General features: G+C 61.9%; 18 protein-coding genes. 4 read left to right on the forward strand and 14 right to left on the reverse strand.

The window, feature by feature from the left end; all coding sequences use genetic code 11:
* Positions 1–3: 3 nt before the first annotated feature.
* From ABD301_RS23975 to ABD301_RS23985, 3 genes are read right to left on the reverse strand one after another with little or no spacing between them, the layout of a single operon-like run.
* Complete coding sequence (locus ABD301_RS23975) at positions 4–363, reverse strand: lycopene cyclase domain-containing protein (RefSeq protein WP_163569240.1); 360 nt, start codon at positions 361–363, stop codon at positions 4–6.
* A complete protein-coding gene (locus ABD301_RS23980) occupies positions 360–692 on the reverse strand; it encodes a lycopene cyclase domain-containing protein (RefSeq protein WP_344312724.1) in 333 nt (110 codons plus the stop codon). The genes ABD301_RS23975 and ABD301_RS23980 overlap by 4 nt, the downstream gene beginning before the upstream one ends.
* Before the next feature lie 3 nt (positions 693–695).
* Positions 696–1,100 carry an Rv2175c family DNA-binding protein gene (locus ABD301_RS23985; protein WP_344312725.1) on the reverse strand — a complete coding sequence of 135 codons (405 nt, stop codon included), beginning with the start codon at positions 1,098–1,100 and terminating at the stop codon, positions 696–698.
* Between the two features lie 87 nt (positions 1,101–1,187).
* Here ABD301_RS23985 and pknB point away from each other — a divergent pair, with 87 nt between their 5' ends.
* The 4 genes from pknB to ABD301_RS24005 all read left to right on the forward strand — a co-directional run bounded on the left by pknB (position 1,188) and on the right by ABD301_RS24005 (position 8,978).
* On the forward strand, positions 1,188–3,155 hold the full coding sequence (pknB, locus tag ABD301_RS23990; protein WP_344312726.1) for a Stk1 family PASTA domain-containing Ser/Thr kinase: 1,968 nt from the start codon (positions 1,188–1,190) through the stop codon (positions 3,153–3,155).
* Positions 3,156–3,404: 249 nt separating this feature from the next.
* On the forward strand, positions 3,405–7,211 hold the full coding sequence (locus ABD301_RS23995) for an efflux RND transporter permease subunit (protein WP_344312728.1): 3,807 nt from the start codon (positions 3,405–3,407) through the stop codon (positions 7,209–7,211).
* Positions 7,212–7,376: 165 nt separating this feature from the next.
* On the forward strand, positions 7,377–8,396 hold the full coding sequence (aroF, locus tag ABD301_RS24000; protein ID WP_279580881.1) for a 3-deoxy-7-phosphoheptulonate synthase: 1,020 nt from the start codon (positions 7,377–7,379) through the stop codon (positions 8,394–8,396).
* A 96-nt stretch (positions 8,397–8,492) separates the two neighbouring features.
* Positions 8,493–8,978: a hypothetical protein gene (locus ABD301_RS24005; RefSeq protein WP_344312730.1), complete on the forward strand. Its 486-nt coding sequence runs from the start codon at positions 8,493–8,495 to the stop codon at positions 8,976–8,978.
* A 108-nt stretch (positions 8,979–9,086) separates the two neighbouring features.
* Here the strand turns inward: ABD301_RS24005 and ABD301_RS24010 are convergent, their stop codons facing one another.
* The 11 genes from ABD301_RS24010 to ABD301_RS42540 form a co-directional block, all read right to left on the reverse strand.
* Positions 9,087–9,485 carry an SRPBCC family protein gene (locus ABD301_RS24010; RefSeq protein ID WP_163569260.1) on the reverse strand — a complete coding sequence of 133 codons (399 nt, stop codon included), beginning with the start codon at positions 9,483–9,485 and terminating at the stop codon, positions 9,087–9,089.
* A 354-nt stretch (positions 9,486–9,839) separates the two neighbouring features.
* The gene (locus ABD301_RS24015; protein WP_163569247.1) at positions 9,840–10,250 is read right to left on the reverse strand and encodes an SCO4402 family protein; all 411 of its coding nucleotides are present in this window, start codon (positions 10,248–10,250) and stop codon (positions 9,840–9,842) included.
* Positions 10,251–11,321: 1,071 nt separating this feature from the next.
* Positions 11,322–12,011 (reverse strand): polymorphic toxin-type HINT domain-containing protein, encoded by a 690-nt coding sequence (locus ABD301_RS24020; RefSeq protein WP_344312733.1) that lies wholly within the window; start codon positions 12,009–12,011, stop codon positions 11,322–11,324.
* Between the two features lie 683 nt (positions 12,012–12,694).
* Positions 12,695–12,991: a hypothetical protein gene (locus tag ABD301_RS24025; RefSeq protein ID WP_163569249.1), complete on the reverse strand. Its 297-nt coding sequence runs from the start codon at positions 12,989–12,991 to the stop codon at positions 12,695–12,697.
* Between the two features lie 252 nt (positions 12,992–13,243).
* Positions 13,244–13,765: a barstar family protein gene (locus tag ABD301_RS24030; RefSeq protein ID WP_344312734.1), complete on the reverse strand. Its 522-nt coding sequence runs from the start codon at positions 13,763–13,765 to the stop codon at positions 13,244–13,246.
* A gap of 538 nt (positions 13,766–14,303) precedes the next feature.
* Positions 14,304–14,765 (reverse strand): polymorphic toxin-type HINT domain-containing protein, encoded by a 462-nt coding sequence (locus tag ABD301_RS42530; protein WP_425551972.1) that lies wholly within the window; start codon positions 14,763–14,765, stop codon positions 14,304–14,306.
* A 50-nt stretch (positions 14,766–14,815) separates the two neighbouring features.
* Positions 14,816–14,977, reverse strand: a complete 162-nt coding sequence (locus tag ABD301_RS24035) for a hypothetical protein (protein ID WP_163569252.1) — start codon at positions 14,975–14,977, stop codon at positions 14,816–14,818.
* A 280-nt stretch (positions 14,978–15,257) separates the two neighbouring features.
* Positions 15,258–15,803 carry a hypothetical protein gene (locus ABD301_RS24040; RefSeq protein ID WP_344312735.1) on the reverse strand — a complete coding sequence of 182 codons (546 nt, stop codon included), beginning with the start codon at positions 15,801–15,803 and terminating at the stop codon, positions 15,258–15,260.
* A 278-nt stretch (positions 15,804–16,081) separates the two neighbouring features.
* Entirely contained in the window at positions 16,082–16,579 is a 498-nt protein-coding gene (locus ABD301_RS24045; RefSeq protein WP_163569253.1) for a DUF4265 domain-containing protein, read from the reverse strand.
* Positions 16,580–17,447: 868 nt separating this feature from the next.
* Positions 17,448–17,936 carry an SUKH-3 domain-containing protein gene (locus ABD301_RS42535; RefSeq protein WP_390624071.1) on the reverse strand — a complete coding sequence of 163 codons (489 nt, stop codon included), beginning with the start codon at positions 17,934–17,936 and terminating at the stop codon, positions 17,448–17,450.
* 2 nt (positions 17,937–17,938) lie between these two features.
* Positions 17,939–18,565 (reverse strand): polymorphic toxin-type HINT domain-containing protein, encoded by a 627-nt coding sequence (locus ABD301_RS42540; protein ID WP_163569261.1) that lies wholly within the window; start codon positions 18,563–18,565, stop codon positions 17,939–17,941.
* Positions 18,566–18,606 lie beyond the last annotated feature (41 nt).

Genomic DNA, 18,606 nt, shown 5'->3' on the forward strand with positions numbered 1-18,606 from the left:
CCATCATGGACGGTCGCGCCGCCCGGCGCGAGGTTCCCGGTCCAGGCCGTTGCGGCCGAGCCAGATCCAGACCGACACGGTCAGCAACACCATCGCGAAGCCGAAGAGCAGGTCCTCCACCGGCGCGTACGCGATCCGCCAACCGCCGAACAACCGCGGCTGCGCGTCCCCCAAGATGGCCGCCGGCGCGTAGACCACCATTCGCCGGCCGGTCAGGATTCCGTTGATCAGCAACTGAAAACCAAGCGTGATCGCGTACGAGACCCACCACACCCGGCGGGTCACCAGCCGGGTCCGCAGCACGAAAAGATCGAGAACGAGCACCACGCAGACGCCGATGACCGCGGCGATCGTGTACGTCACTCGTCGCCGGCCAGCCAGTGCGGCCTGACCGCCCGTACGGCCTCAAACCCCAGGATCGCGCACGTCGGCACGATCACGAAGAAGAGCAGCTCCTCGATCGGCAGCCGACCGGGCAGCACGATCCCGGTCAGCTGCCTCGGGTCGTACGACCAGTGGCCGGCCGCGATCGCCGCGATGTCCCAGAGTCCGAAGAGAATCAGCGTCGGCAGCAACGAAAGCACCAGCCGCCGCCAGCGCCGCAGGACATTCACCTTCAGCAGCGGCTCCAGCCAGAGCGCACCGATCAGGCACAAAACCAGCACGGCCACGTACGACAGCCGCAGCCACATGGGCTAGAAGCCGAGGGCTTGGGCGCGCCGCTTGATCTCGGTGCCGCGGTTCTCCGCCAGCGCCTGCGCGGGTGTGCCGGGCAGGCTGTCGTCCGCGGTGAAGAGCCAGCGGATGATCTCTTCGTCGTCAAAGCGAGCGTCATCCAGCAGCGTCAGCACCCCCGACACGTGCTTGACGACCACCCCGTCACCAATCAGCTGCGCGGGCACCTGCATGAACCCGCCACGGCGGACAGCAACCAGCTTGCGGTCTCGAATGAGTTGGTGGACTCGGTTGACGGGAATCTTCAGCAGCTCGGCCACGTCCGGCAGCGGTAACCACTGCGCTGGCTCGCCGACACTGCCCGGTACGGGATCGGCCGAATCCGGCATAACCGTCGAATCCGGCCGGGAAACCTCGGCATTCATACGTTCACCTTGCCATAAGCACATTCGCTCAGTAACAGGCGCGCGGCGTGTCGAGACGGCTGTCGACCCCGCCCGTATCCTGAGCGGGTGAACAAGACGGTCGCCGATCCCCTCCTCGGGGCGGTGCTGGAAGAGCGCTATCGCGTCCGCGGGATGATCGCCCGCGGTGGGATGGCGACCGTCTACCACGCTCTGGACGAGCGGCTGGAGCGTACGGTCGCGGTCAAGGTCATCCACCCCGCGTATGCCACCGACCCGTCCTTCGTGGAGCGGTTCGGCCGGGAGGCGCGCAGCATCGCCCGGTTGTCCCACCCGAACGTGGTGGCCGTCTACGACCAGGGCAGCCACAACGGGCTCGCGTTCCTGGTGATGGAGTATGTGCCGGGTCGTACGCTGCGCCAGCTGCTCACCGAGCGCGGCAAGCTGGCCCCGGAAGAGGCCATCGGCGTGCTCGGGCCGCTGCTGTCGGCGCTGGCCGCCGCGCACCGGGTCGGCATGGTGCACCGGGACGTGAAGCCGGAGAACGTGCTGCTCAGCACCGACGGCACGGTCAAGGTGGCGGACTTCGGGCTGGCCCGGATCGCGGAGTCCAGCCGGGCCACCTCGACCAAGGGCGTCATGTTCGGCACCGTGGCGTATGTGGCGCCGGAGATCGTCACGGTCGGTACGGCCGACCCACGCGCCGATGTGTACGCGGCCGGCATCGTGCTCTTCGAGATGCTCACCGGCCAGCCGCCCTATCGCGGCGAGACGCCGGTTTCGGTGGCTTATCAACACGTGCACGCCGAGATGCCAGCGCCCTCAGAGCGGACCAAGGGGGTGCCGTACGCGCTAGATGACCTGGTGTTGCACGCCACCCGCCGGGAGCCTGGCGCCCGCCCGAACGACGCCGGCGTGATGCTGGCCGAGCTCCGGGACGTGGTCAGCGACCTCGCGATGACGGCCGTGCCGCCGGCCATCGAGCCGCCGGCGCCCCGCTGGGAGATGCCCACCGAGGCGGTGCCGCGGGCCAACCTGGTCTCCAGCCCGCCGGCCGCCACCAACGCCCCCGAAAATCCGAGCGCCACCGGATCTGCCGGGGGCGCTGTGTCCGCGCACGCGCCCGTCCCCGAGCCGTACAGCTATGACGAAGGCCCCAGCGCGCCGCCGCGGCTGAGCGCGCTGCTCAACGCCATCCCGCCGCAGCGCCGGCGGCTGATGGTCATCGCGGTGATCGCGGTGCTGGCGCTGTTTGTGGCCGTCTTCGGGTGGTGGCTCGGCGCCGGGCGGTACGTGGCCGCGCCGAGCGTGGTGGGGCTGACCAAACAGGCCGCCGAGACCAGGCTGCACGGCGGCGGGTTCGAGGTCGGCTACGACACCCCCCAGTTCAGCGAGAAAGTCGCCAAGGACGCGGTGATCAGCCAGGATCCGGACGGCGGCGGCGACGTGGTCGGCGGCGGCACGATCACGCTGGTGCTGTCCAAGGGCCCGGAGCGGTACGGCGTGCCCAACGTGGTCAACCAGCCGCAGGCCGCCGCGGTCTCGGCATTACAGAACCTGCACCTGAACGCGCAGGTCACGCAGGCGTACGACAGCAAGATCGCGGCCGGCAACGTGGTGTCGACGGACCCGCCGGCGGGGACCCAGCTGCACCGGGACAGCAACGTCAAGGTGGTCGTCAGCAAGGGCGCCCAGCCGGTCCAGCTGCCGAGCCTGATCGGCCAGGGCTACAGCAGGGCCAGCAGCACGCTCAGCGACCTCGGGCTGAAGGTGACCGTCAAGCGCGAGTTCAACGCCACGTCGCCGGCCGGCACCGTGCTCGCGCAGGATCCGGGCGCATCCACGGTGGCCAAGGGCAGCACGGTCACGCTCACCGTGAGCAAGGGCCCGAACGTCGTCACCGTCCCGGACGTGCGCGGCCTCTCGGCCGCCGACGCGAGCGCGAAGATTCGACAGGCCGGGCTGGTGCCACAGATCCAGACCCTCCCGGGCGGCGGCGGACAGGTCTTCAACACCTCACCCGCGCCCGGCAGCCAGGTGGCCCCAGGCAGCACCGTCAATTTGTACGTTTTCTAGTTTAATTCGGCATTCCGGGGCTATTTCCGCTGCCAATTGCTGAGAGTCGACTGAGCGCGTCAAGCACACCTAGGAGTTTTCCCCCACGATAGAGACGCTCCACTCCTACTACGGGTGGAGAGCGATGTAAGCCCGAGGGGTGGCGTACTCATCACGCCGCGCTGAGACAATTCCATAAGACCAGCTCGAATGCCGGTGCGTGCCGCCGAATCCCACGTCAACGATGACGATAGAAGAAAGCATCCATCCATGTCCTTCCTCGCCAGGCTGAGCCTCGCTTACCGCAGTCTCGTCGCGATCGTCGCCATCGCCGTGCTCGGCTTTGGCGTGTGGGCTGTGCCACAGCTGAAACAGCAGCTGTTTCCGGATTTGAGCTTTCCCGCGGTCAGCATCTCGACCGCCTATCCGGGCGCCACGCCGACCATCGTCGAGCAGCAGGTGTCCATCCCGATCGAACAGGCGGTTCGCGGCGCGAAAGGGGCGAACAGCGTCACCTCCACCTCGAGTGCTGGTTTTTCCAGCGTTCAGGTGGAATTCGACTTCGGCACCGACATTGACAAGGCCGTCGACGAGCTGCGCGGCGATGTGGCCAAGATTTCCCAGCAGCTGCCGCAGAACCTGGATCCACAGATTCTTTCCGGCAGCACCGACAGCATTCCGGTGGTGGTGCTCGCGGCCACCAGCAGCAGCGGTGACCAGCAGGCGTTGGCCCAGCGGATCAAAAACAACGTGCTGCCCGACCTGCAGGGAATTCCGGGCGTACGGGAAGCCAACCTTTCCGGCGTACGGGACCAGCAGGTCACCATCACGCTTGACAAGAAGAAGATGGACGACCACGAGGTGTCGGAAAGCTCGGTGCTGAGCGCGCTTTCCGCGAACGGCATCAACGCGCCGGGGGGTTCCCTTACCAGCGACGGGAAAACGTACTCCATTTCGGTGGGTACGAGTTTTGGCTCGGTCAGCGACATCGCGAACCTCTACATCACCCGTAACCCGAAAACGCCGACCGGTGGCGGCCTGTCGGGCATCGGCCTGGGCGGCCTGAACCTGCCCGCCGGCCTCGGCGGGTTGGGCGGTCTCGGTGGCCTTGGCGGCCTGCCCGGCGGTGGACTACCGGGCGGCGGATTTCCGGGTGGTGGTGGTCACCCCAGTGGTGGTCCGTCGCGGCCGCCGGCATCGCCCACCCCGACGCCCAGCCACTCGGTGCCGCCGACCTGCGGCCCCGGCACGCTGCCGGTGACCCCGACGCCGGTTCCGTCCGGCTCCCCCTCGTGCGCGCTGTCGCCCACTCCGTCGCTGAAGAGCTCGGCTTCCACACCCGCCACCACCCCGGCTTCCACTCCGGTGGATCCGACGCCGTTGCCGCACCCCAGCAGCCCGAAGGTGGCTCCTGCCGCGTACGTGCAGTCGCTCCCGCAGGCCGGCCCGGGAGGTGCCGGCGCGGCCGGTGCTGGCGCCGGTGCCGCTGGCGCGGCCGGGGGCGGTGACCCGCGGGCGGCCGTACGCCTCGGCGACGTCGCCACCGTCAGCCAGTCCGACACCGACGCGACCTCGTTGACGCGTACGAACGGCAAGCCCAGCCTGGGCATCTCCGTCACCGCCACCGCCACCGGCAACGCGGTGCAGATCTCCAACACCATCCGGGACCGTACGAAGGACTTGGAAAGCAAGGCCGGCGGCGACCTGACCGTCATCTTCGACCAGGCGCCGTCCGTCCAGCAGTCCATCAACGACCTCGGCACCGAAGGCGTGCTCGGCCTGGTCTTCGCCGTCGTCGTGATCCTGATTTTCCTGCTGTCGCTGCGATCCACCCTGGTCACAGCGGTGTCCATCCCGATGTCGGTGATGATCGCGCTGATCGCGCTGTGGGCCGGCGGCTATTCGCTGAACCTGCTCACCCTCGGCGCCCTCACCATCGCCGTCGGACGAGTCGTCGACGACTCGATCGTGGTGCTGGAGAACATCAAACGACATCTCTCGTACGGCGAGGAGAGACAGCAAGCCGTCCTCGGCGGCGTCCGTGAGGTGGCCGCCGCGGTCACCGCGTCCACCCTCACCACGGTCGCGGTTTTCCTGCCCATCGCCTTCGTCGGTGGCATCGTCGGGCAGCTGTTCGCACCCTTCGGCGTCACCGTCACGGTCGCGCTGATCGCGTCGCTGCTGGTGTCGCTGACGGTCGTACCAGTGCTCGCGTACTGGTTCCTGCGGCCGCCCAAGGGCAGCGCCGACGACGTGGCCGCGGCCCGTGAGAAGGCCGAGGCCAAGGAGCGCCGGGGCATCCTCCCGCGTACCTATGTGCCAGTCCTGCGCTTCACTCTGCGGCACCGGTTCCTCACCCTCGCGGTGGCGCTGCTGCTGTTCGTCGGCACCCTCGCGATGTATCCGTTCCTGAAGACCAGCTTCCTGGGCAGCGAGGGACAGAACACCTTCTCGATCAGCCAGGAGCTGCCGGTCGGCACCGCGCTGAACGTCACCGACGCGGCCGCCCGCAAGGTCGAGCAGGTGCTGCACGACACCAAGGGCATCGAGTCGTACCAGGTCAGCATCGGTGGCGGTGGAGGTGGCGGCTTCTTCGGCGGCGGCGGTGGGGTGACCAACGCCAGCTACAGCGTCAGCACGGCCGAGAACGCCGACCAGGATGCGATCCAGGCGGCCGTACGGGCCGGTGTCGCGAAGCAGACCGGCGTCGGCAAGGTCACCATCAACGGCGGCCGCGGCGGCGGCACCTCGTCGGCACTGTCCGTACAGGTCACCGCGGCCGACGACGCCGTGCTGCGGACGGCCACCAACCAGGTGCAGCAGGCGATGACGGGCATCCCCGGCACGGCGGACCTGACCAGCACTCTCGCACCGACCTCCCCGCAGGTCGACGTCAAGGTGAACCGACAGGTCGCGGCCACCCGCGGGCTCACTGACCAGCAGGTCGCGCAGCTGGTCAGCGCCGCTTTCGACGGCACCAAGGTGACTACCTTCACGGTCAGCGACAGTCAGGAGAACGTGGTCGTACGCACGGTCGCCAAGCCGGCGGACATCGACGCGCTGCGCAACCTGGTGCTGACCACCGCGTACGGCGACATCAAGCTCGGCGAGGTCGCTTCGGTCAACATCGTCAACGCGCCGAACGAGATCAACCGTACGGACGGCGAACGGACGGCCACCGTCACCGCGAACACCACCGGTGACAACCTCGGCAAGATCAACGTCGACCTCAACAACCGGCTGAAGGCGCTCAAGCTGCCGGCCGGCGCGAGCTACTCGATCGGTGGCGTGAGCAAGGACCAGGCGGACGCCTTCGGCAACCTCGGGCTCGCCCTGGTCGCCGCGATCGTGCTGGTCTTCCTGGTCATGCTGGCCGCCTTCCGCAGCCTCATCCAGCCGCTGATCCTGCTGGTCTCGATCCCCTTCGCGGCCACTGGCGCGCTCGGGTTGCTGCTGATCACCGGCATTCCGCTGGGGCTGCCGGCGATCATCGGGTTGCTGATGCTGATCGGCATCGTGGTCACCAACGCCATCGTGCTGATCGACCTCATCAACAAGTACAGATCCGACGGCCTCGACATCCGGGACGCCATCCTGGAAGGCGGCCGGCACCGGCTCCGGCCGATCCTGATGACCGCGGTCGCCACGATCTGCGCGCTGACGCCGATGGCGATCGGGCTGACCGGCGGCGGGGCCTTCATCTCGCAGCCGCTCGCGGTGGTCGTGATCGGCGGCCTGGTCACCTCGACGCTGCTGACGCTGGTGCTCGTACCGGTGCTCTACTCGATCGTCGAGGGCTTCAAGGCGCGGCGGGCCCGGAAGAAGGCCGCCCGGGCCGCGCGTCGCGGTGGTCCCACTCCGCCGCCGACTGCTCCTGAGCAGCTTGTGCCGGCGATGGCCGGGCCTCCTGGGTGGGAGACCGCTGAGCAGTCTTTCGCTCCGCCTGCCGCTCCCGCTCCCGTGGTGGGCAATGGGCAGCTGACGGACGCTCAGGCTCGGGCGATCAATCAGGTCCTCAACAATCCGCATCGACCGGGTGAGGAGGGCGACACTGCCGAGTTGCCACCGACGAGGTAGAGTCGCGGTCATGCGATTTTGGTACGGCTATTTTCGACCGCCCGGTGCCGACCGGGTGGCGGAGCGCGGCGTGCCGCGTTAGCCCACCACCCTTATATTGAGCCCCGGGCCCCACTGGCCCGGGGCTTTTTTATGTCAGGAGTGGACAGAACAATGGTTATCGTCATGAGCCCCGATGCGGGCGAAAACGACCTCGCCGAGGTCGTCAGCAATATCGAGGCGGCCGGCGGGCACGCTTTCGTGTCGCGCGGTGTCGCTCGTACGATCGTCGGCGTGGTGGCCGGCGAGGAAGTGCTGGAAAACCTTCAGGTGCACGCGCTTCCCGGTGTCGCTGACGTGGTGCGGATTACCGCGCCGTACAAACTGATCAGCCGGGAAAACCATTCACAAAGATCCGTCATCCGCGTCGGCGGCGTACCCATCGGCCCCGGCACGGTCACCTTGATCGCCGGCCCCTGCGCCGTCGAAACCCCCGAACAAACCCTCGAAGCCGCCCAAATGGCCATCGCCGCCGGCGCCTCCTTGTTGCGCGGCGGCGCTTTCAAGCCGCGTACTTCCCCCTACGCCTTCCAGGGCCTGGGCGTCCGCGGCCTGGAGATCCTTTCCGACGTACGCGCCGAAACCGGCCTCCCCATCGTCACCGAAGTGATGGACGCGTCCGATGTGGACGTGGTCGCCGCGCACGCTGACATGCTGCAAATCGGCACCCGCAACATGCAGAACTTCGGCCTCCTGCAAGCGGTTGGCTCGGTCGGAAAGCCCGTCATGCTCAAGCGCGGTTTGACCGCCACGTACGAGGAATGGCTGATGGCCGCCGAATACATCGCGCAGCGCGGAAACCTGGACATTGTTCTCTGTGAGCGCGGCGTACGCTCCTTCGAACCCGCCATCCGCAACATGCTCGACGTTTCGGCCGTACCGATGATCCAATCCCTTTCGCACCTGCCGATCATCGTCGACCCCTCCCACGCCGCCGGCCGCCGCGACCTCGTCATCCCGCTGGCCCGCGCCGGCCTCGCCGCCGGCGCCGACGCCGTCATGGTCGACCTCCACCCCCACCCAGAGTCCGCCCGCTGCGACGGCCCCCAAGCCCTCACCCGTGACGAACTGCCCGCCTTGGCCTCCGCCGTCCGTACAATGGCCGCCGCCACTGACCGTACGGTCGCCGTCCCCGTACCAGCCTGACTGTTTTCCTTGGTTCGGGCGCCACAATTCTTTGGCGTCCGAACCTTTTTCTTGCAGCCACAGCAATGCTCGTACGGTGGAATCGAAGGTGAGTTCGTGAAAGTCGACTGTCACCGGCTGACCGAGCCAATCGCAAGTCTGCAACGTGTCGTGGACCTCGCTCCAAGAACCGTGATCTTCGATGTCGAGCCGCTCGTCGCGTACTGGGACACCGACGAAGCCGCTCTGCGCGCTGGCGTCAAATCTGCGCTTGAGGCGATGGCGACGATGCCGACGGCGCTGACAGTCTGTTTCGCCACCAATTCTCGCAGGCGCCTAACTGTCGCACCCGCGCATCCTGGTATTTCCGTCTCGTACGTGGCATCTGCCTTCAAGCCGTTCCGAACGGCTCTGTTTCGCGGCCTTCCACGGCCTGGAGTTGTCGTCGGCGATCAGATCGCGACCGACGGCGTTCTCGCTTGGCGGCTCGGATTTACTTTCATCCACTACCGCCCGATCCTCGCTGCCGCACCAGTCGGCCCGAAAATCATGAACGGCCTGGGCCAGGCCTTCCGCCCGTTCCTCTTCACGGCCAAAGGCTGATCACTTGATGAGAGGTCCTGATAAACGGCCACCGGCTCACCTTCCCTTGGTCATGTCTTTCCTAGCCGACTTCCGCGGGTGGTTTCCAGCTTAGGCAAGCCTATTGGCTCATGCCTCGGATTCGAGAAACATTTTCAGGGTGGCCAGGTCGCGCTCGACCCACTCCACGTCCGCAGCCAACACCTCGGCCGGCCGCCCTCTGCGGCGAGCCGTCAGCAGGACCTCGGTGCCCGTTCCATTTCCGATGGCCCGCATCGCGACAGGGATTTCCGTGCCGTCGTCGAGAAGGATGTCGTGGTCGACAACGCCGTAGTCATTCCGCTCGCTGAACCGCACCTTCGCCGCGCCCTCGGGCGTCTTCACCCTCCAGACGTCACCCTCCCGCCCGGTCACCTCACCCAACCCAGTCGCCCACTGCGGGAAATTCCCCGGCACAGCAAGAAAGTCGTACACCTCGTCGTACGAACGGTCGATCCACACACTCGGCGTACGCGCCTCGTCGCTCATGCCAGCCTCCATCTCGTCAGCATCGCCACATGATCCCAGACGACTCGCACACCCGTCTTGAACGAATCAGCCATGGTGTAGGTACTCCCCGCTGACAGTCCCCGGCGAGCGCGAAGCACCAAGTACCGGTCGGACCAGCACGCCCAGGTCAACGCCGGAGCAGCCCATCAACCAACAGGCGGAACAAGATACGTTCCGTTGCCCACCAGCGTCAACACGCCCTCCACGGCAAGCGCGTCACACTCGCGCTCCAGCAGACGCACATCAATCTCGCGTACAGATCGGTCCTCACTGAGGTAGAAACGCATGTCATAGACAGAGAAGAGATCGCCCGACAAAAACGGGAACCGTCCATTATGAGTCTGACTCGAGAATGACATCGTAGGCGTGCCCTGCGGCAGCGATCACAGCTGCCCACTCCGGCTTTCCCAAGTATTGGTCATCGGAAAGACGGTATCCGTATCGCGCAAATAGTTCCGACAGGGCTCCAGCTACTTGTTCCATCGCGTCCGCCTCACCTTCACTTTTCAACACGGAGCCCACACGGCTCCTCGGGTTGTCGAGCACGCCCAAATCTTCCAGAATCTCATAGGTTTCAGAAAGATCGTCAAAGAAGTTTTCCCTTGGATATCGCTTACCCACCCATACTTCTTCTTGATATCTGAAGTCCCTCAGGCCGTTAAGAACGCTCTTCAGTTGGTTTCGCATGTCCGGAAAGCGAACGTCAACACTCATGGAGAGCCCCAGCGCGACCAGTTGGACCATTCCGACAACGGGATATGTGCATTGACTGGATCATCCTTAATTGCACCGGAGATGGGCTGTCCGTCCCGTCCAAGAACCTTGCCCCGGACTGGACAATGACATGACCTACTTGCTAAGTCGGGTATGAACTACCCGGATCTCTTCGTCAATTCGAACGCCATTTCCCTCGTTGTTTGGATCGCTCAAACGCCAGCCGATCTTTTTACTGTTCGCCATATCTGGCCCCCATGATTCGGGGACCTTACCTTGGCCCGCGATGATCAAAATCCGTCATTTTCCAATTTCGGCCGCATCCACTTCTTCCCGCAACCATAAATCGAGCGTCTCGACAGCCACGACTAGATCATCCGTAGACATGCGCGCCCGATCAGACTCTAACAAAAAAGGTGGGTTCCCTCCGGGCCTCGAATCTATCTGGACGTCAAAATTCCGAGTCAGTGACAGAAACCAAACATTGTCATCATCACTCATATGCTTGACTGAGAGTCTCGTGACGAGCAACGCCGGAAACAACTCTCTCAGCGCTGCAAATATCCGATCAATTGGGCCCCCCACATGCTCGCCCGGCCCCCAAGCCACTTGCCCTACCGTAACCATAGCCGAACCTCGCCTTCTCCAACCTTGCCTTAGCAACCTCTCGGTTCGCCCAGTGCCTCTTGAGTGAGGCGCTCCGCCCTGGAGACCAGGATTACTACGCATGTCCCCGAGCGGGTCGCCTTCTCACGTTGTCACGTTAACGTGATTATAGGCTGATTGACGCCCCTTCGCCCCTATCGGCGCGGGAGCGTAGTCGACCGTTCCACCGCCGGCGCGAATTTCTCCCGCAGTAGTAGCACGCACGCTTCCACGTGCAACACCAGCACCCGCCTCATCGGAGGCCAGCCATTCGTCGGCGGCGGCCGACTACCTTCCGCCCGATACTCAACTATTTCCATCGCAAACTCCGATACGACGCCTCAGCCTGGTACAGAAACATCGACACTGGTTGAATGGCGACACCCTCCATGATGGAAGGCTTGCTGTCACTATCGGGGGTAAACATTCCCGACCACACGATTTGCTACTGGTGGTCTACGATTTCAAATCCAACCACCCGCCCCTCCTTCTGGACCAGCTTTCAAGAGGTCCAGCGCTAGCGCCCTTTACTATTCGCAGACCGTTTGTATCTCGTATCGCCACGCTGCGAGAGAACGCCGGCGCCAACACCTCGACCAGCATACTGTTTGGACCGCCCTCGGGATACGGGGTGATTCGATCAAAGGCAACCGACGAAAGCTCCCGAAGCCAGTCAACGTCCGACTCGACTATAATCCAAGCGTCCACCAAACGAACCCTCACCTGCGAGACACCATGCCTCAGAGTCTCTACTGCGATCATGCCCGCAAGTTCAACAGGATCATATGCGCCTGAACGGAAAAACAACCCCTGATTGCGCCTCAGATACGGAATCAGCTCAACAATTTTCAGATCCTCGGCCCGATATTCCAATTTCTCCTCCTGCTGCTCGCGGGTGGCGTCCCAGTACGGGTGGCCTTGGGTTGAGGTGATCGTCTGGACGTACCCATGGGAGTCCTTGATCGTCACATCACTGAACGCGCTGTCGGTTAGCGTCTTGATCGTTGCAGTGACCGTCTGGGCCGAGCTCTGCCCGGTCGACGGGTCGGTGGTCTGAACCTTGTCACCGACATGCACCTGAGCGATCGACACCAACCCACCGCCGGCCAGCAGCACCATCGTCGCGGCAACAAACCATTCGAACACGCCTTCACCACCGCACGACCAGCCTCATCAGCCGCAGCACGAGCTGCCGCTGGCGAACCAGCACCAACAGCCATGCACTTGGCCCTCGTAGCGGCACTACGGGGCATCGGCACTCGCCGCCGAGCCGCGGCAGCGGCAGCGGCAGCGGCTCTCCCCCACATGTCAGCAGGAGGACGATGGCGCCACGAGTGACCGAGCACCTCGCGACGTTCATTCAGGCGGTTTGGGGCCGGATGGTGTACGCCTCGGCCGATCCCTCTCAGGTTGCGTTGTCGCCATCGTCCACGACGATCCGATAGTTAGGTACCACTTCTGTTCCCGCCGTCACTCTTCGTCCGCCAGGCGGCGGTGTCGCTGGTATCGGAATTAGCCCCCAGAGGCATGATCCACACCAAAACAGTGACCTACTTCTTTGATCATCAACCGTTTTTGACAGGAAAATTAGATTTAGAAACCGCATACGGCAGTTGGGGCATTCGATATTCGCGATGGACTTTGGCGACAAATAAACGCGCTCATAGGCGTCCAGCCATTCACCGAACGGCGCCCTGTTGACAAACTCCTTCACTAGCCGACCCTCCTGACAGCTACCCGGACCGGACTCACACCGGCAAGCGACCCGACGACCACCGGTCGCCTAAACACGGCAACGTCCAGTCTGCTGCTCGCACGAAGAACCCAGGCTAGTCCCCCACGAACCAGAGAATACGATGCCCTGCTTCGGCTACAAGATCGCACATTTCTTGCAACCAGTCGAATGACTCGCCACTCGGGTTTAACACCGGGTCAGCTTCATATCTAGCGACCTCCCTGGATAGCACCTTGAGTTGACTTGAATTAAAGACCATGTCTGCCCATGGGACAATATGCCCCAGCAGCGGATAGAGAGCCAGCTCGGCCTGAAAAAACACGCCAATAGAAAGCTTGGATATCCTTGAAAGAATTTCGCCAGCCTCGGTTCTGACCTGCACGTCAATCACTACGGAACCTCCGGATGCACACCTTCCACGACATTATCTCCTACCCACACTGCAACATGCGTCTCGCCATCGAAACCGATTTCCTGGCCGACGTCGGGACACGATAACGAGCGTCTCGCTCATATTCGAGGACCCACCCGGGTGATCAGGTCCGAGGAGTATGTGGCAGCTGCCCTCTATCCATTTGAAACTCGTCACAACATTGATCCTCGAGATCTCTCCCTTCCTCCGACAAGCTCCTTTAAATTTCCTCTATTCGACCAGCATATACGGATCTTCTGGTACTATTGCACGATTACGCTCGGCCATTCTGGAAATGAAATTTCTTCTTAGCTCCGGTTGCAACTCAAGCACGAAGTGCAGTGCAACTGGATCCCGATCCAACAGGTCCCCATCTAGGTCCACCTCCTCAGCGGCCTTCACAGACCCCTGATACAGGGCAGAAACCAACAGAGGCAGATACTCGATATTGATCAGTGCGTCGACATTCTCGACTACTACTGCGATGTCCCGATCTCCATGCCAATCACCATGAAGGTTGTCGAAACAATCAATCAGAGCGTCCCAGTTGTAGCCAAAATAGGAGGGAAACTTGAGATTTACGGCAAACTCACGAAACAGATCTCGTTCCGAACGCATTCGCTCTCCGTCGACACGTCGAACTATCCCGCCCGCGTCAGATAGGGCGGCCAGGCGACTCGCAATTTCGAAGCTACGTCTCGGAGCAACTAGCACCCAAGGTGCAACCCTCTGACTGAAGTCTGGCACCGACATTGACTTACCTCACCTTCAGCGGGGATTCTCCGGATATCCCATTTCTCCGACGTAGAAGAGCGTAGCGTAGTGATCCGGCGTATAATAGCTTGCCCGCTGCCACCCTTCGGCGTAAGTAGCCTCTCGCCACCGCGAATGAGACTCCCGCAGACCTCACATTTGAGGTAACGAGTCGGTCGCATTTAGGTTCCATTCCCTATACGCCCCGCCAGATAGAGTACCCGGTTATTTGACCACCCTCTATTACCATTGAAACCCGGAACCTTCCCTATACCTCCGGGTCGGCCGTCGACGCTCGACGACATGTCGTGGGCGCGCTGTGGCGCCGGACCTCAACAATCCCCGGCCCGTCTGGACTTCCCCGACTCACTCCATGTACCCCACAGAGAGATGAATTGTGAACGAGGACAAACGCCGCCGATTTTCCTACATAGTATGTGTGAACCGTCGCGACAGTTAGATTGAAGGTGACGGCCGAGTCTTGTAGTTACGCACGACGACGACCTTGCTATTCGTTCGGTCAAATTGACCGAGATCATCACCGGGCGCCAGCCCTGCTGCCTATACGAATGTGTGTCGGGTGGTGTCCCAGTAGGGGTGGGGACTGTGCCATGAACGGTGTTTTCGGCCTGACACGCCGGGTGGAGGCAGTCAGATTGTACGTCGCAGTGTGACTCTCGTGTTCAGTGACACTCACGACGGCGCTATCGCTGCCGTCCGGTCCGCTTAGTCTGTCGCCACGCGTGACCAGAGCCGCTTGTACAAATATATGCCGACTGACATCCCAGTACGGGTGGCCTTGAGTCGATGTGATTGTCTGCACGACGCCATGTGCGTCCTTGATCGTGACATCAGTGAAGTCGCTATCTGTCAGGGTTTTGATCGTCGCGGTGACGGTCTGGACCGAGTTCTTTCCGGTCATGGGATCCGTGGCCTCGACCTTGTCACCAACGTGGACCCGGGCGATCGATACCAGCGCACCTGTCGCGAGCAGCACCATTGTCCCTGCGATGAAGCTGTTCCGAGAGCACGCCTTCGCTGCCACCTTGGCTACGGCGCGACCGGCCGACTGGACGGCCCCGCCGCCCGCGTCTTCGGCTGCGGCGCGGCCGGCGCCAGCTGCGGCGGTGCTGACCGCCGCCCGGCCCGCCGACGTAGCTGCAACACGAGCAGCGGATGCAGCCGCTCTGGCACCAGCGGCCGCAGCGCCACTCACCAACTCGCTCGCTGCCGCATTTGGCGCCGGCCCCCGCGAACGCTTCACCCACCCCGGCCGTCAAAACACCCACAGCGGCACCGGTGAGGCCGGCCATCGCCAGGCCACCCCAGGAGAACGAACCCTTACCACCATTCTCCATCGCATACTGCGTCATCGAACCCGCAGCACCCTCCAGCGCAGCACAACCAATCGACCCAGCTCCAGCCGTGACCGCACTCGGCCGCTGGCACCAGGCCCATCCCCACACGAGCCCATCGCCCTTGGTCGCGGAAGCTAGCCGCCCCAGGCAGATGTCATACTGCTTTTAATGTGGTAAGACTTCGACTCCGTAGCGCCAAAGAGAACGACAAGCGAGTCAGGTTGATACGCAATACCACTCGGTCCAAGCCTACCCAGGGCTACGGCGAAATTGACATCCGCTGCGAGTGTGAAACGAACCGCCCACATGGACTCTGGGCGGTTCTCATTCGAGACATGACAGGAAGTTGCAATGTCTACAATCTCTCGACCAATGATCGATCGCCATGCTGGATGATTCGAGACGTCAACTATATCGAGCCGATTCCGGATCTCAGAGTTCAGTTCCACGGAAGAGAGCGACAGAAATTCATCTTCGCCACTCATCTCCCACATCATTGACAAGCCCTGGCCTCTGACCTCGTTGGTGACCAGATCAATCCCATGGTCGACCTCATGTACTGAACCGTGAGCACGCCCATCCGGCCAGCTTGCATCACGCGACTGCAGATAGCGGATAGCCTCGAAGGAATCTCCGACTAAGCCAGCCAACTCCCCTGGCAGGCCACTATTCTGAGCCACATCCCCTCCTGTCGTCACGAGTGCAACCCAAAGTACCCAAACTGTCCAGCCTCATCGAATACAGCTCCGACAAAATGCTCCCCCGACATTTGTGGCGCGTTCGAGGGGACTGTGCCACGAACGGTGTTTTCGGCCTGACACGCCGGGCTGAGGTTCGGCAGGACGGACACTGTGAGTGATGGAATCTGGGGCTATGGATCCAGTGACGGTGAGTGAGAAGAAGTCGGTGCGGGGTAGGTCGCCAGTGCGGATTGGCGGGCTATCATCGACCATCACCTCTAGCTCGGCCAAGCTCCACCCACGCACGCTTCTTCGTAAGTCCACCGCCCTTCAACTTCTCCATGATCAAGAACTCCCTTGATCATAGAGAAATCCGAACCCGACGGGATGTTAAGTGCCACGACACTGTATTGGGAAAACCCTTCACCATTTATACCAAGCTCCGCGAATTGATCCAAAATTGCCCGAATTTGAGCGGCTGACTTTCCTATGCCGAGTAGAATTACGCGAATAGTACAATTGCCCGACCAATGCAATTTCTCGACCATGCACAGAACCCCGTCATGATCGCGTAAGACTCGAACCAAGTCCTCAGTTGCCAAATTCTGAGCAAACCACGGAATATTGTCGACTCGAACAATACCTGGCTCTAGAGAAACCGCCCACAATCGCTCGCTATCAACCGGTGGCCATCCCTCGTCATCCTGATCTAGCCGAACGACGATCTGGACATGGCCAATCACCTCCTCGCCTGCTCTATGTTCAACTATTTCCATCGCAACTCCAGCACGACATGTAAGCTCGGCAGACAAACATCGACGCTGATTGAATTGTGGCGGCTGTCCACGACTGGGAGGTTCGCCGCCCAGTTCGACGCCTCATAGCGCTCACTCATGGATCTTCAAGCATCACCATTACTCCATCATGAAGAACCTACTCGGATCAGCTGGGCCAAGTTTCGACTCATCGAGAGCGAGCGACGCCGCCACTATCACGCCGCCTCCATTTGTGGCACTCAGACGAAACCATCGATACTCTTCCGGATGATAAATCCCCCAACTCAGTTCTCCCATGATCAGCGGTCTCCCTCTTCTGCCACGAGACCCTCCATGTAGGTTCCAATCTGGAGATATTGGACATTCATGAAGATGATCTCGAGTCGAGTTGGCCATGTAGAGCTGATATTTGACCTAAATAGAAGCCTATTCATCCCCCCTTTGAGGACCTCCAAGTGGAAGGTCCGCTCAGGAAAGTTGACCAAGGGCTCACCAGGAGTCCGCGAATGGATTGGCAAGTAGGCCTCCCTCTTCATAGAAATCAGTAGTCCCAAGGCGGCCCGGTTGGTAAAGTTGCGCTATCTCGTAGTCAACGGCGAACCCTTGACCGGATGCACCCTTGGTAGCAGCAGTCTTTACGCGACCTAACGTCGAGCTACCTTCGACGTCATTAAACATTACAATAAATTTTATGTCCCTTATTGACAACCGCCTTAGCGAGCGAATTCTGCCACTCTGAGTCGCCCAGTAGATGTCACCCGCCAAGTTGCTCAAATGTGTCTCGGGGAACGCTCCGGCAAGAGGCGAGTTGGGTGGAAGCGGCGGTCCAGTCCATACAAGACCTTGATCGCCAGGTCTGCAAACCCTGTCACGGCCACGGCGTCTGCCCCTTCCGCGAGTGGATGCAAACTAGAGGCCTATGGGCTCGGACCATCATCTCCAAACCTTCCTCCACGGAGGCGCCTAGGCGCCATATGAGACCGGCAGAATAGGCAACCACACTGCCTGCGCTCTCGACGAATACGTGCGAATAGCAAAACCACCACCCGACCGGAAAGTAGCTTCCTCCCAAACTCTGGACCATTTCATCCAGCTCGTCGGTGTGTCTTCTGCCTGCGCCGAGCGGATCAACAATAAAGGGTTCCGCGTTTGTGAAATTAGCCCCTTGCTCGTTACTCGGCTCGATCCTTAGACCCAGCAAATCTCGAAGTAGAGAAGTCGCATGGACATTCTCCGCGTATCCGATTCCCACCATCTCGCCAACAACGGACTCGATGTCCATCTGACGACCCATGGTCCATCCGGCTTTCGCCAACGCCTCGAGAACGTCATGGTGCACTGATCCAAGATCAGACATTACTATGCTCCCGTGACGCTAACAAAGAGATTGAAGAGTACTCTCGCGCACGCCCTACAAGGTCTAGCTAGGGCGCCGTGGTCACCTATCTCGGTGTCGCTTACGTGAACGACGGTCATATTGCCACCTCTAATCGCATCTGGGCCTTCCTCTCGATAAGCCTGAGCGAGACATTGCATCTCCGCACACCCGAGGTGGGGATGGTCCAAACTCTCCAAATCGTCAGCCATACCGTCTGGGATTTCCACACCGGATTTGTTATTCGCAAGATAGGTTCGACCGGACGGGGAGGTGTACTCCGCGGCGAAGTCACCGCCAGCAATCTCGGCATTGTCTGCTTCCTGGAGCAGACCCTCAGAAGGTCCACAGTTGTGGACAAGAGTGGGCGCGCCACCGATGCGCACGTAGTACGTATGGCTACTCGCCACCGTAAGGTTGTAGGTAACGGCATGACCCGCATAGCCCCTGACACCCTCGACAATGCTGACAGCACCATCTGACTGCAGAAGGTTATCACCAGGAACGAGGAGTGCTGCTGGTACGAATGCGTGTCGGGTGGCGTCCCAGTAGGGGTGGCCTTGGGTTGAGGTGATGGTTTGGATGTGGCCGTTGATGGCGCTAGCTGAAATTCCCCACTTTTGCTAGATCATTTTCCCCAGTTGGGTGTCGT

The organism is Fodinicola feengrottensis, from assembly GCF_039530045.1.
Classification (GTDB): Bacteria; Actinomycetota; Actinomycetes; order Mycobacteriales; family HKI-0501; genus Fodinicola; species Fodinicola feengrottensis.

What these genes read in the sequence shown, in the direction of transcription:
- ABD301_RS23980 (WP_344312724.1), bottom strand. Translation starts at nt 692, where the DNA reads ATGTGGCTGCGGCTGTCGTACGTGGCCGTGCTGGTTTTGTGCCTGATC.
- ABD301_RS23985 (WP_344312725.1), bottom strand. Translation starts at nt 1,100, where the DNA reads ATGAATGCCGAGGTTTCCCGGCCGGATTCGACGGTTATGCCGGATTCG.
- ABD301_RS23995 (WP_344312728.1), top strand. Translation starts at nt 3,405, where the DNA reads ATGTCCTTCCTCGCCAGGCTGAGCCTCGCTTACCGCAGTCTCGTCGCG.
- aroF (WP_279580881.1), top strand. Translation starts at nt 7,377, where the DNA reads ATGAGCCCCGATGCGGGCGAAAACGACCTCGCCGAGGTCGTCAGCAAT.
- ABD301_RS24010 (WP_163569260.1), bottom strand. Translation starts at nt 9,485, where the DNA reads ATGAGCGACGAGGCGCGTACGCCGAGTGTGTGGATCGACCGTTCGTAC.
- ABD301_RS24015 (WP_163569247.1), bottom strand. Translation starts at nt 10,250, where the DNA reads ATGGTCCAACTGGTCGCGCTGGGGCTCTCCATGAGTGTTGACGTTCGC.
- ABD301_RS24030 (WP_344312734.1), bottom strand. Translation starts at nt 13,765, where the DNA reads ATGTCGGTGCCAGACTTCAGTCAGAGGGTTGCACCTTGGGTGCTAGTT.
- ABD301_RS42530 (WP_425551972.1), bottom strand. Translation starts at nt 14,765, where the DNA reads ATGGTGCTGCTCGCGACAGGTGCGCTGGTATCGATCGCCCGGGTCCAC.
- ABD301_RS24045 (WP_163569253.1), bottom strand. Translation starts at nt 16,579, where the DNA reads ATGGAAATAGTTGAACATAGAGCAGGCGAGGAGGTGATTGGCCATGTC.
- ABD301_RS42535 (WP_390624071.1), bottom strand. Translation starts at nt 17,936, where the DNA reads ATGTCTGATCTTGGATCAGTGCACCATGACGTTCTCGAGGCGTTGGCG.